Below are 13,772 nucleotides of genomic sequence, written 5' to 3'. Positions count from 1 at the left end.
GCCAATAAAAGGTTGAAAACAAAATTAATATTAGGCGGGAGCAAGACAAATGTTATCTCAGTCACCTAGTGAAAAAGCTTTAGTTCTGGTAGTTGATGATGAACAAACAAATCTCAATGTTATTACAGAAATTCTTAGAGATGAAGGATATGACATAGCGATCGCGAATAATGGAGAGCGTGCTCTAACATTGCTATCTCGTGAAATCCCAGATCTAATCCTGTTAGATGTGTATATGCCTAAACTAGACGGCTTTCAAGTATGTAGCAGGATCAAGAATGATGATCGAACTAGTCAAATACCTGTGATTTTTATGACTGCATCAACGGATGTAGATAGTAAAATCAGAGGCTTTGAGTTGGGAGCAATAGACTACATTACGAAGCCATTTAATGAAAGAGAGTTGGTCAGGCGAATTAAAACACATCTGCAAGTTAGAGAACTATCAAGAAACTTAGAGCAGGAGGTAATTAAACAACAAAATATAGCTGCACAGCTTGAACAGAAGTTAATTGATCTCCAACAAGCCGATGAGCAAATACGTCAACAAAATGAAAAATTAACCCTAGTTAACCTTCAATTAACTCAAGTCACAAGACTTAAGGATTCATTTTTAGCCAATATGAGTCATGAATTTCGTACACCTCTAAATTCTATTTTAGGCATGGCAGAAGGGTTAAAGAATGGAGCTTTAGGTACAATTAATAAGCAACAAATGCAAGCCTTAGATACCATTGATAAGAGTGGCTATCATTTACTAGAGTTAATTAATAATATTCTGGATATCTCCAAGATTGAATCTGGAGAACTCAAATTAAATTGCCAAAGCACTTCAATTAGAAAAGTTTGCGAATCAAGTCTTAACTTAGTTAATCTCAAGATATTACAAAAACGTCTCCAGATTATATCTATGTTTCCTTCTCATCTACCTGATATACATTTGGATGAAGTTCGGATTAAGCAGGTTCTAGTACATTTACTTCACAATGCAATTAAATTTACACCATCAGGAGGCAGCATTACCATAGAAATCACTCAATTCACTTCAGATTTGTCAGATCAAAAATCGCTTCGAGATGGATTTGTGAGAATTGCCATAATAGATACTGGGATTGGTATTTCTCCAGAGAATATCCAAAAGTTATTTCAGCCCTTTGTCCAAATAGATAGTAATTTCAACCGTAAATATGAAGGTACTGGATTAGGTTTGGCATTTGTGAAGCAGGTAGTAGAACTACATGGCGGTAATGTAAGTGTAGCAAGTGAAATACATAAGGGAAGTTGTTTTACTATCGATTTACCTATAACTGCTTGTACACAATGTCCTACTTACACAAATACTGTCGATCTTCAGAAATTAAGAGAACACAAAACCATAGAGCGTCAAATTCATGCAACATCATCTCCTCGCTTGCCTGTAGTCTTGTTAGTGGGTGAAAATAATGCAATCATGCATAGCTTTTTTAGCTATTTAGAAGCTAGGAGCTACCGTCTAATATGGGCAAAGTCTTGGCAACAAGCGATCGAGCATGTTCATTTATTCCCAACCGATTTGATAGTTATTGATGTCCAACTTTCGGGAATTTCTGCTTTGGATGGTATTAACCAAATTCAGATAGAGTCTATTACTAAAGATATTCCCATTATTGCTATGTCAGATTCGAGAGATGTGGTCGATCGCGATCGCTATTTGGCAGCAGGAGTCAGTGATTATCTAGTTAAACCCATTAAGATCAAGCAACTTCTTATTTCTATTCAGCAGCGTTTAAATGCATGAAACTTATGCGCGATCGCCAATATCTTTCTAAATATATTCTTTTCTATAAGCCCTATGGTGTGCTCTGCCAGTTTACTGATGACAGTGCATCACCACGTCCTACCTTAAAAGAATATATTGATATCCCTGAGGTTTATTCCGTTGGGCGATTGGATTTTGATAGTGAAGGATTGATGCTCTTAACCAATGATGGACAGTTAAAGCATCGCTTAATCGACCCGCAATTTGAACATACAAGAACTTATTGGGTACAAGTGGAAAGAATCCCCACGGAAGAGGCGTTGCAGCAATTGCGGGATGGTGTACTAATCCAAGGTTATCGGACTAAACCTGCGATCGCAAAATTATTAGACTCTGAGCCAGAATTACCACCACGTAATCCCCCAATTCGCTTTCGAGCAAGCATTCCTACAGCATGGATTGAGTTAACTCTAACGGAAGGGAAAAATCGTCAGGTGCGAAAGATGACTGCTGCTGTGGGATTCCCGACGTTGCGACTGGTACGTGTAGCGATCGCGCATTTGCGTTTAGACAATCTCAATGTGGGAGAATGGCGCAGCTTAACTGATTATGAGTTACAAGAACTCCGCCTGAAAGTGTTGCCGCGCCGCCGTCGTTAATATCCTGATTAATTCTGCACTTAAATTTTCATGCTGGCTTTGTAAGAGTTCTTCACAGCCTACTATTGGAACTTTAGTTTGAAATAACTCTGTTAGTAATTGGTGATCAGGGGCGATCGCAATGGAGCCATGCTGTAAGACGGAATTGCGGCGATAAACCTGAGCACTACCAATCAGTTTCCTGCCATCGGGAATGATTAAATCTGCATTAGTGGCTGTGGAAAAACAACTGGGGTTGTGGATATATCCACGTCCTGACTGTCCGTAGGTAAGCGAAATCCCCAATTGGGCAAAACCTTGAATTAGAAATTCACAGATATATTCGTAAATTTCACGATGAGATCGCTGTTTGCCTTCTAATTCAATATTTGTAATTACCGCATAGGTCAGATCACCCTTATGGACAACTGCTCTACCTCCACTGGGACGACGGACAATATCGAGCTGATATTTTTGAGCGATCTCATGCCAGAGATCGGGATATTGCTTTTGATGGAAACCAAGCGAAATCGCGGCTGGTGTCCATCGGTAAAATCTTAAAATTGATGGAGATCGAGGATTATTACTATGGCGATCGAGTAAATCATTATCTAGAGCCATATGCAGATCCCCCGATGTCTCGGAATAGGGGATGATCTGCCACGGTTTGTCCATATCTTTAGCTGCTAGCAATTACCTTAGGCTCTACGATTTACAGCACTTTCTAACCAACCAAATCTAAGAAAACCTTGTAGAGTGTTGCAAAGCGACACTCTACAAGGTTTTCTTATGGTTCCTTGCATCATGAACTGCTGTATATCAATAAATGAGTGGCGGCGCTTCGCACCGCCACTCATTTTCGCTTTTAAGCACTAAAGTTTTCTTTCAGAAATTCGTCGTTATCATCAGCGATCGCTGCCACAATGGTGATGATGCGTGAAATCTCCGCAGGTGAGAGATCTTCGACAGCGCGTGAAGCCAAGACCAATACCTTATCATTTTGAATGGCATATCTTGCTTCAAAGGTATCCGTAGCATTCTTTTCTAGCAGCCAGCGATTTAACTTTGCTTCATCTTTGAATGGTGCGTTTAATACGGTCGAAAAGACGGTAAATGTATCACTTGGTTCAGTTCCAGTAATATTGACAACTACTTCTACAGTGCCATATTGGAATTTCCACGTATCCTCTGTCTGGTTCTCAAGAGCTGAGTTATCAGCATCCATAGTAGCAATGACAGTTTGGATGGTTTGCACAATGTGGTTAGGTGTGGGTGCAAAACTAGATTCTGCTTCTACAGGAGATATTGGCGATTCTGTTGTGAAGGTCATAGTGAATTATCTAGTTACTATCTGCCAATAGTGTATAGCAAACGTCAATCGTTTAGCGCTCTACAATGCAGCAAAACATTAGGGTTTTGCTCAGAAATATTGCTATCAAAGGATTTCAAGAACATTCAATAAAAATTAAGCTATTTGTCCGTGGGCGATCGCCCAAGTCTGATCTGCCATAGAAACCAGTTCTTCAGGTTCATGGGTGACTACAAGAATTGTCCAATTTTTTTTCAGATCTTCCAAGATCCCTAAGATTTGTTTTCGCATTGACCAATCTAAGCCTGCGGTTGGCTCATCCAGCAATAACAAACTCGGTTGGCGAATTAACTGTACTGCTAAGGCTAATCGCCGCTGTTGTCCCCCACTCAGAGATTGTGGTGATGTACTAGGGTTGAGATGGCTGAGTCCAACTGCATTCAAAGCGCCCTGAATGCGATCGCCATCAAGATCAATATGTCCGAGTCGTAATTCTTCTAAAATCGTACTGCCACAAAAATGTCGCTCTGGAAACTGGAACACTAACCCACATATTTGCTGTAGGTGGTCGGGAGTGAGTTCTTGGGATTTCCAATAAATACCGCCACTAGTCCATTCCACAAATCCTGCCAAAATCTCCAATAATGTACTTTTCCCTGAACCACTCGGTCCAACCATGACACCAAGTTGTCGATCCTGCAATTCAAACGATATATTTTTGAGAATTGCTTCGGGGGTGGCAGGTGGATGGTAACAAAGATTTTGGATAGACAGCATAAAAAATTGTGGTAGCGATAGAGAGGTAATGATTTTAGAGTGATGATGTACTTCATGTAGCAGGTCATCACTTCTTTAGGAGTTCTAAAACCGTGAAAGTTAGAATTACAAAACTGGGCTTTCCCATTCTAGCTTTCTAATTCAGAAAGTTCTTGGCAAGCAGCTTGATATTCCCGTTCAATTTCAGCTAATAGTTCTGGTAATCCTGTATTGTTGCCACGCTTACCTTTGAGTTCCATGTCGAGACATAGTCTACCTAGTGCTTTCGCACCTAAAATATTGCTACTGCCCTTTAGTGTATGTGCGGTATAGCTGACTTCCTTAAGATCATTATTCGCGATCGCCTGTCGGAGATTTTGTAAAAGTACAGGAGCTTCTTCCGTTGTAAATAAATGGATCATTCGACCAATCAAATTAGGATTAATTTGCTCCAAATTCTTGATCGCAGCATGATCGATCACCGAGGCAATATGCTTACTTTCAACAATACTTAAATTGTCGTCTTCATTAAATTGACCACCGATCGCCCATTTCTCGATCGTACGCTGGAGGGATTCCATCATAATCGGTTTACTGATGTAATCATCCATTCCTGCCCGTAAACACATTTCGCGATCGCCCTGCATGGCGCTTGCGGTCATGGCAATAATCGTTGGTCGCTCATAGCCTGCATGTAACTCATCCCAATGATTGACTAGATAGGTTGCTGTTTCTAGCCCATTCATTTCAGGCATCTGCACATCTAATAAGAGTAGATCGTAATTATTGACCTGTACGGCTTCGAGTACGGCTAAGCCATTATCCACCACATCAGGATGGTAGCCCATCTTAATCAGCATTGCCATTGCTAACTCTTGGTTAATCAAGTTATCTTCAGCAATCAAAATTTTTAAAGGCAGGCGATCGCCTAGTCGTCCCGCAGGACTCACAGGCTTGTTCATGGCATCCTGCAAAGTATAGGTTGGGGCTTCCTTCGCAATTTGGGTTGTCACTGTAAATGAGAAAGTAGAACCCTGATCCATCTTGCTTTCGACTTGGATGTTGCCACCCATGACTTCTACTAAGCTCTTACAGATAACTAGCCCTAAGCCAGTACCACCATATTTACGAGAGGTCGCAGCAGTTGCTTGGGAAAAGGGCTGGAATAACCTCTGCATTTGATCTTCACTGATGCCGATGCCTGTATCACTCACAGAAAACAGGAGTTGAAATGGACGATCAGCGATGGGAGACTGATCAGATGCTAATCTGACACTAATCCTGACTGCGCCTGTGTCGGTAAACTTAAGGGCATTAGAAACTAGATTCGCTAAAATTTGTCTGATCCTTGTTACGTCACCAATGATATATGGTGGTACGTTAGACTGCATACTGACTTCAAATTTGAGCTTCTTTTCTTTTGCCTTAACTAATTGCACATCATAGATATCCCTAACTACAGCGCGGACATCTAAAGGGGCATTGTCTAGTTCCAGTTTACCTGACTCAATTTTGGAGAAATCTAAAATATCATTGACTACAGATAGCAGCATTTCGCCACTAACTTGAATGGTGCGGACAAACTTATTTTGTTCAGGATTCAAGTCAGTTCCAGCTAGTAATTGAGTCATGCCGATCACGCCATTGATGGGGGTACGGATTTCATGGCTCATCATTGCCAAGAATGCGGCTTTGGTGCGAACTGCCTCTTCCGCTTCTTCCTTTGCCTTACGGAGATCCTCCATTAACTGAAATTGGCGTGAATCAGCTTGTTTTTTGGCAGTAATATCCCTAAAGCACCAAACTAAACCAAAAAACTTATTCTGGTCAGAACTTACGGGACTAGTGTAGTAATCAAAAATGCGATCGCCATAAATGATTTCTCCTCGTCTAATTACATCGGGATCGTCATAGGTGGTTTCTAACAAGTTGACTAAGACATCGGGTAGGTAGGATTTGATTAAAAAAGTTCCTAATGGCGGGTCATAACTTTCATCTTCGCTAATGTTGTCCCCAACTAAAATGCTATGGGGAATATCCCACATTTCACAAAAGCGACGATTAAAACTTGCAATTCTTCCCTGTTCATCAACGGCAAAAATACCATCAATGGAAGCTTCTTTTTGGGCATGGAGTAGCAGGTTCGTGCGTTGCAACTCCTTCAACATTCCCACCCGCTCAAAGACTGCATGGGATAGTTCATGATTCTTTTGAGCAAGGTGCATTTGTAAATGTCTTAGGGATAAATGCAAATGCACACGAGCAAATACTTCTGCCAGTTGTGGAGGTTTCGTAATATAGTCAGCGCCACCACTAGCAAAAGCCTCCAGTTTGTCTTGAATGCCTTCATTGGCACTAATAAAAATGATGGGGATGTCTTCTGTCTCAGTATTTGCCTTGAGGATGCGGCAGACTTCATAGCCGCTCATCTGTGGCATGGATACATCTAATAAGATGAGATCGGGAGAATGCAATTTTACGCATAGCAAAGCTTCACTGCCGTCACCAGCAGTTTTCGCGATATAGCCGCGATCCACCAATGCGGACGCTAACTCATTGCGAATGTCTGGATCATCGTCAACAACAAGTACCTTTGATTGAAGAACATCGATTACATTTGATTGCACGACCCGATCACCTTACTAGAAAGCCTCATCAATACAGTCGTTTCTTATGCTACAGGCTGAGCACTGTGTATAACTAGCCAATGAGCATACCTTAGACAACACTAAAAAACAACTTAATATCGCTATGAAACAAGTTTTTGAAACCTTTGCTAAGCTTAGGCTTCAAAAACAATCTAGTTTTAGCGACCACCAACCGTAATTGCGTCAACTTTAATATGGGGTTGACCGACGGTGACATAAACACTGCCACTAACAGAGCCACAAAAACCTGCGGCTAGCTCTAGGTCGCTTGAACTCATGGAGATTTCCTGCATGATTTCTTTAGCATCGCCGATGAGGGTTGCACCTTTAAGGGGTTTGGTGATTTTGCCATGTTCGATTAAATAGGCTTCATCTACAGCAAAGTTAAATTGTCCTGTGGGTAAGACGCTACCACCACCCATCTTTTTGCAATAGATTCCCTTGTCCACTGAAGCGAATAGATCGTCAAGGGAGAAGTCCCCAGCATCAATGTAGGTATTTCGCATCCGACTTGCCGCAGCATAGGCATAGCTTTGGCGGCGACCGCTACCTGTACGGGGATGTCCTGTGCGTAATTCCCCTGCGCGATCGCTAATAAAGTTTTTGAGAATTCCATTTTCAATCAATAGCGTCCGCTGGGTGGGCATTCCCTCATCATCCATATCAATTGTACCGAAGGCTTCTGTGGATCTGCCTTCATCCCATGCGGTTAGATTTTCATGGGCAATTTTCTGACCTTTCATTTCTGCAAAGGGTGTAGTTTTGGCTTCGATACCTGTAGTCTCGAGGAGGTGTCCACAGGCCTCATGGAAGATTACGCCGCCAAACTGATTTGCCATGATGAGCGGGTAGGAACCAGACTCGACATAATCAGCATAAAGCATTTTGCCAGCCGCTTCGACGATTTCATCAACGACTGGTTCATAGTTCCAATTGCGGAGATAGCTAGGATCGCTTGTACCACCAACACGTTTGTTAATTGAGGAGCGATTTGCGCCATCCGCACAGAGCAGGTTAGAGCCAACTGATTGTGTAAGACGAATATCTCTAGCAAATGTACCATCGCTCGCTGCAACTAGGACTTCTTGCCAATCGCGGAAGTAGCCCGATCGCCTTGATTGGATATGTTTACCTTTTTTGGCGAGGAGTTGATTGGCTCCAAGGAGAATGTCACCCATTTCCCGCATAGGGCTACATTGACTAATCCATGTTTCTTTACCTTTTTTGGAGGCATAGTCACGGAAGAGTTCTAGTTGAATGGAGGGAATAATTGAATTTTGAGAAGGAAGCTTTAAACCGAGGATCGAAAGAGCACGTTCTAGAGCTGACTTTAATCCCAAAAAAGTGAGATCGTTGGTACTGACGTAACAATCGGCTTTGCCTTTAAAAGCGCGAATCCCTGCCCCTGTAGATAGTCTTGGCGAAATGCTGGTAATTGTGTCATCTTCAGCAAGACAGCTAATGTAATTGTTGCGCTCTAGGAAAAATTCGACAAAGTCTGCGCCTGCTGCTCGCCCAAGTCCCAAGAGGATCGAGAGGGGGGCTTCCCAAGTTTCGTCAAAGCGATCGCCAACGGGCGAATATTGTAAACTTGGCAGTTCTTTGGTCAGTAGTAGGTTGCTTCTCATGGATGGATGCTCGATACTGTTTGCTTCTCTTCTGCAAGTGTAGCAAAACGTTCAGAAAATTGATTAGGTGAATCCCGCCAAATTGAGAATTAATTCATTTAAATTTGAAAATGGTTTACTTTTTCTAGTCTGTAGAAGTTTTCAAATGAGTAAATACTCATTTGAAAACAAAAAATCAGTCCCAGTAAGTTAAAGCGGTTTTCATTTTGCCTACAAACAAGTGAAAACCACTTTAAGGATAAGATTTTTGCGATCGCAAAAATCTTATCCTTAGAGAAATCCAAGCTAATCGCCTATAATAACTATCAAGTGGGGCTTTGTTTTTGATTAATTTTTCTGACTTAGGGACTTGATGAGAAAAAAGGTATCACCGAGTTTGTATGGCTTCGACTTCGCTCAGCCAAAGTTGGCTGAGCGAAGTCGAAGCCATAGGTACTTTAATTAATCACAAGTCCCTTAGCAAATATGTTAGATTTATCTAAAAATTCGATCTTTAACTAAGTTTTTTGGTTTTTGGCAAGGTTGTCTATCTTGTGCAATCATCTTGAGCTTTGTGATAAATAGATAAAAATAGCTCGCAATGAAAAGCAGGTGAGGATAAAATCTGCTTAATGATGCTTCTCCTTGCCTTGAAATCCCACCATCTTTAGCAAACACCACCTAGTTCGCAAATTGCTATATAGCGTTTACCAGTCTAGTGAAGTACAGGTTTGTTTCCCCGCCTTCGGCGGGGAAACAAACCTGTGTACCTCGTTTGCTTGAAAACTGCTATAGCTGTTTTTACTACCCTTCATATTCATTCGCATTGCTAAATTTGCAATTTCAAACCATTTCAATATGAATAAAAAGACACCGTCACAATTGAATGATGATGATTTGTTAGGTAGTTCTCAGCAAAAGCATATCGAACCAGATCATTTGAATTTACGAATGGAAAAATCAAGACAAAGAATGTTTTTATATTCAGACATTCTGCAAACGATACGTCAGGCTGACGATTTGCTATCAGTTTTTGGAACTATTACTAACAAATTACTGCGATTCCTTCAAGCAGTCCATGTTTCTATCTATAAACTTGATAGAGCGGGAAATGTTAGTTGTGGCACAGGGCTTGCGGGGGAATTCATTGCTGAGGCAAAAGCAACTTATTGCGAACCTTGTTCACAAATTCAGATCGAAAATATTTTATATTCGGAGCATCATTGGGGAGAAGAGGTAACGGGAACAATTATTGATCATTACACAGCGGGGATTACTAGATGTGAACTGAACTTGGCTGAAGTATTTGCTGGTAAAGCCTATTTGCTAGTGCCAATTGTTTTGCCAGAGCTAGATTGCGATCGCCCATTATGGGGATTTTTGACTGTGCATCAATGTACAGCCTCTGGCAATCCTGACTTTCAAAGTACATGGGATCAAGATGATGTGTTGATGTTGCAACAAGTAGCGATGCAGATCGAAATCCTGTTGCAAAGGGCAAATCGTGACAATACATTATTGGCACAGATCGAAGAAGCAGATCAAGCCTATGCTGTTTTATATCGATGGACTCAGCAATATCGCTCTTTGGTGGAGCAAATCCCCAGTGTGTCCTATGTCTCACCGATCGCCAATACTCCCGAATTTGCCTATATCAGCCCCCAATTGAAAGATCTGTTGGGTATACCTGCTTCTGAATGGAATGCAGGCTTTTTTAATACTTGGACAGAATATGTGCATCCCGATGATCGCGATCGCGTTCAGCAAGAGGTTCTCAAAAGTATAGAAAAGAATGAACCTTTTTGTTGTGAATATCGGTTTATTAATCGTGAAGGTAAAATCATCTGGGTGCGAGATAATGCCACTGTTGGTCTAGCAACGGATGGCAAAACTAAGGTGCTTCGTGGTTCGGCTTTTGATATTAGCGATCGCAAAGAAAGCGAACTGCGATTTAAAGGCATTTTTGACAATACCTTCCAATTTATCGGTTTACTATCAACAGATGGGATTTTATTAGAAGCAAATCAAACGGCTCTAGACTTTGGTGGCGTGACTCGTGAAGATGTCATTGGTAAACCAATTTGGGAAACCTATTGGCTATCTATTTCGGAAACTACACAACAACGAATAAGACAAGCGGTAAAGCAAGCGGCTCAAGGGGAATTTGTGCGCTATGAGATGGATATCTATGGCGCTAGGAAACAAACTGCTACCATTGACTTTTCATTGCGTCCGCTCAAAGATGAATCTGGGCAGGTTGTTTTATTAATTCCTGAAGGCAGAGATATTAGTGAAATCAAGGCTATTGAAAAGGCTTTACGAAAGAATGAGGCGATGCTTGCTGAGTCTCAGAGAGTTGCTAAGCTTGGTAATTGGGAATGGGATATTGTATCTAATGAAATCACTTGGTCAGAAGAGTTATTTCATGTTTTTAGACGAGATCCGAGGATAGGTACTCCCACTTATGAAGAGCACCTATCCTCCTTTGTACCAGAAGACCAGCAAAAACTGAATCAAGCAGTGAAAAGAGCAATTCATCAAGGTGAGTCATACCATCTAGAATTGAGATTGGCTCAAACTGATGATTCCTATCGTTATATCGAAGGCATTGGTCATGCTGAATATGGTGAACATGGAGAAGTTGTTAGGCTGTATGGTATTGCTCAAGATATTAGCGATCGCAAAGCTTCTGAAGCAATCCTCCGTCATAATAAAGCTGTGTTGCGATTAACCATTGAAAATGCGCCCGTTGGTATTGCTACATTTGACTTAGAAGGCAGATTCTTAAATGTCAATCAATCGTTCTGCAAAATATATGATTATTCTGCTGATGAGTTGCTCAATATGAGAACAATTGATATTACACATCCTGACTCTATTGAAATAACTTTAAGCGCACTAAGTAGCTTAATAAATAATGAAGTAACTAATGTATGTCTTGAAAAGAAATATATTCATAAAAATGGTCACATCATAGATGCCATAAGTAGAGTTAGTCTAATCAGAGATGATCATGGCAAGCCTATTCAGTTTATTGCAAATGTCGAAGACGTGACTGAGCGCAAGCAAACTGAGGCAAAACTAGCCGCAGCACGTATTGCCGAAGCCGCTAATCAAGCAAAGAGTGAATTTTTGGCTGTCATGAGTCATGAACTGCGGACACCAATGAATGCTGTAATTGGCATGACTGAACTATTACTAAATACTCCCCTATCTCCACAACAACAGCAATATGTCTTCACTATTTGCCAAGGGGGTGAAGTGTTGCTCTCGGTAATTAATAATATTTTAGATTTTTCACGGATTGAGTCAGGAAAATTTGAATTAGAAGAACATCCCTTTAATTTACAAAAATGTGTTGAGGAAGTTCTCAATTTAATGACATCACGCATAGCGGAGAAAGAAATCGAACTTCTAGCTATGGTTAATCTGGATGTGCCACGACGGATTTGTGGAGACTATCATCGTTTGCGCCAGATCTTAGTCAATCTCGTTAGTAATGCGATTAAATTTACAGAACATGGCGAGATCGTGGTTACTGTAGAGTCTCGCTTAGTTGATCAAGATGCTAAAAAGTATGAGCTAATTTTTACTGTACGTGATACGGGCATTGGCATTGCTCCTGATGCGATCGCTAAACTTTTTCAAGCATTTAGACAAGCGGATAGCTCGATTAATCGCAAATATGGTGGTACGGGTTTAGGATTAGCTATTTGTAAGCAGCTATGTGAACTGATGGGTGGTCACATCACCGTCGAAAGCAATCTTGGGGAAGGTTCCTGTTTCCGCTTCTCAATTTTGGCTATGGAGGATAACTCAGACTCAACTGCGATCGCTCCCGAAATACCACAGGAATTCAAGGATAAACGCATTCTCAGTATTAATACCAACTCAACATCTCAACAGGCGATCGCTTTGTATACACAACCTTGGGGAATTTGTCTGCAAGCAGTATATTCGGCTAATGAAGCGTTGCAATGCTTATCTAGCGATAACTTTGATGTCGTAATCATCGATAGACAATTAGGAGAGATTGATGCTTTAGAGCTTGCCAAAAATATTCAAGACATTTTTCCTAAATTGTCTTTAATTCTCTTAACTCCTGCCAATGCAGTATTAGAGTCAATGACCACTGATTTTGCCTCGATTATTACGAAACCAATCTCAGCTTCTAAGCTCTATCAGGCTTGTCTCGACTTATTTACGAGTCATCCTCCTCAGATCGCAAGCCGCGATCGCAATATTGCTATTTATGCCAGCATAGACGAAAGCTTTGCGACAAAATATCCTTTCCGCATTCTCTTGGTGGAAGATAATCCGATCAATCAGCAGATTCTCCTATTAATGCTAGAAAAATTAGGATATCAAGCTGACTCAGTGAGCAATGGACTAGAAGCGGTGCAGTCGCTCCAAAATCAATCCTATGATCTGCTATTTATGGATATCCAAATGCCAGTGATGGATGGGCTGACGACAACTCAAAATATTCGGCAATTGCCCAATCAACGTCCTTGGATCATTGGACTCTCGGCGAATGCCTTTACGGAATCGAGGGATTTGGCGTTGTCAGTAGGTATGGATGACTATCTAACGAAGCCATTACAAATTGAAGAGTTAGTGGCGGCTCTCCAAAAAGTACCAAAGGAATCAGACCATAATCCCATCAATATGGATATAGTTGCTAATATAAAAATGATGATTGGGGAACAAGGCTTATCTCAGCTAATCCATGAATATTTAGAACATTCTAGATTGTCAATTGCGAAGATGAAAGCTTCGATCAAGAATAGCGATATCATTACCCTAGAAGCAGAAAATCATTCTCTCAAGGGCGGTAGTGGGATGTTTGGTGCTACCTATCTTTGTGGATTCTGTAAGGAGCTACAATACCTATGTAGAGATATACTCCATCACAATACTAATGTAGATATTGCTAAAATTGAAGACCTCGTACTGAGGATTGAAAATGAATATAATCTCGTGGCTAAAGCATTCCAATCGATAAACCAACAGAAGTAATAAAGTGAAGCGCAGAGCGCTTCACTTTATTACTTCTGTTGGGATTAAACTGGCTTT

Annotated in this window: 8 protein-coding genes; 3 read left to right on the top strand and 5 right to left on the bottom strand. The window is 41.0% G+C overall.

The genetic code is table 11. The annotated features are described in order from the left end of the window. Nucleotides 1-49: 49 nt before the first annotated feature. Nucleotides 50-1,777, top strand: coding sequence for a response regulator (locus tag HC246_RS12665; protein ID WP_169363701.1), 1,728 nt, complete (start codon nucleotides 50-52; stop codon nucleotides 1,775-1,777). Between the two features lie 5 nt (nucleotides 1,778-1,782). Further along, nucleotides 1,783-2,397: a pseudouridine synthase gene (locus HC246_RS12660; RefSeq protein WP_169364580.1), complete on the top strand. Its 615-nt coding sequence runs from the start codon at nucleotides 1,783-1,785 to the stop codon at nucleotides 2,395-2,397. Here the strand turns inward: HC246_RS12660 and HC246_RS12655 are convergent. The 5 genes from HC246_RS12655 to HC246_RS12635 all read right to left on the bottom strand — a co-directional run bounded on the left by HC246_RS12655 (nucleotide 2,353) and on the right by HC246_RS12635 (nucleotide 8,717). Beyond that, nucleotides 2,353-3,051 (bottom strand): lipoate--protein ligase family protein, encoded by a 699-nt coding sequence (locus HC246_RS12655; RefSeq protein ID WP_169363700.1) that lies wholly within the window; start codon nucleotides 3,049-3,051, stop codon nucleotides 2,353-2,355. The genes HC246_RS12660 and HC246_RS12655 overlap by 45 nt on opposite strands. Before the next feature lie 190 nt (nucleotides 3,052-3,241). Next, nucleotides 3,242-3,706, bottom strand: a complete 465-nt coding sequence (locus tag HC246_RS12650) for a YbjN domain-containing protein (RefSeq protein ID WP_169363699.1) — start codon at nucleotides 3,704-3,706, stop codon at nucleotides 3,242-3,244. 135 nt (nucleotides 3,707-3,841) lie between these two features. Then, nucleotides 3,842-4,462, bottom strand: coding sequence for an ABC transporter ATP-binding protein (locus HC246_RS12645; RefSeq protein ID WP_169363698.1), 621 nt, complete (start codon nucleotides 4,460-4,462; stop codon nucleotides 3,842-3,844). A 128-nt stretch (nucleotides 4,463-4,590) separates the two neighbouring features. Beyond that, nucleotides 4,591-7,068, bottom strand: a complete 2,478-nt coding sequence (locus tag HC246_RS12640; RefSeq protein ID WP_169363697.1) for a response regulator — start codon at nucleotides 7,066-7,068, stop codon at nucleotides 4,591-4,593. A 179-nt stretch (nucleotides 7,069-7,247) separates the two neighbouring features. Continuing rightward, a complete protein-coding gene (locus HC246_RS12635) occupies nucleotides 7,248-8,717 on the bottom strand; it encodes a TldD/PmbA family protein (RefSeq protein ID WP_169363696.1) in 1,470 nt (489 codons plus the stop codon). An 837-nt stretch (nucleotides 8,718-9,554) separates the two neighbouring features. Between HC246_RS12635 and HC246_RS12630 the strand changes: the two genes are divergently transcribed. Next, nucleotides 9,555-13,715 carry a PAS domain S-box protein gene (locus HC246_RS12630; protein ID WP_169363695.1) on the top strand — a complete coding sequence of 1,387 codons (4,161 nt, stop codon included), beginning with the start codon at nucleotides 9,555-9,557 and terminating at the stop codon, nucleotides 13,713-13,715. Nucleotides 13,716-13,772 lie beyond the last annotated feature (57 nt).

The sequence above is a fragment of the Pseudanabaena yagii GIHE-NHR1 genome, from assembly GCF_012863495.1.
Lineage (GTDB): Bacteria > Cyanobacteriota > Cyanobacteriia > Pseudanabaenales > Pseudanabaenaceae > Pseudanabaena > Pseudanabaena yagii.
This window is presented reverse-complemented; position numbering and strand designations above follow the sequence as displayed.

What these genes read in the sequence shown, in the direction of transcription:
- HC246_RS12650 (WP_169363699.1), bottom strand. Translation starts at nt 3,706, where the DNA reads ATGACCTTCACAACAGAATCGCCAATATCTCCTGTAGAAGCAGAATCT.
- HC246_RS12645 (WP_169363698.1), bottom strand. Translation starts at nt 4,462, where the DNA reads ATGCTGTCTATCCAAAATCTTTGTTACCATCCACCTGCCACCCCCGAA.
- HC246_RS12660 (WP_169364580.1), top strand. Translation starts at nt 1,783, where the DNA reads ATGCGCGATCGCCAATATCTTTCTAAATATATTCTTTTCTATAAGCCC.
- HC246_RS12665 (WP_169363701.1), top strand. Translation starts at nt 50, where the DNA reads ATGTTATCTCAGTCACCTAGTGAAAAAGCTTTAGTTCTGGTAGTTGAT.
- HC246_RS12655 (WP_169363700.1), bottom strand. Translation starts at nt 3,051, where the DNA reads ATGGACAAACCGTGGCAGATCATCCCCTATTCCGAGACATCGGGGGAT.
- HC246_RS12630 (WP_169363695.1), top strand. Translation starts at nt 9,555, where the DNA reads ATGAATAAAAAGACACCGTCACAATTGAATGATGATGATTTGTTAGGT.
- HC246_RS12635 (WP_169363696.1), bottom strand. Translation starts at nt 8,717, where the DNA reads ATGAGAAGCAACCTACTACTGACCAAAGAACTGCCAAGTTTACAATAT.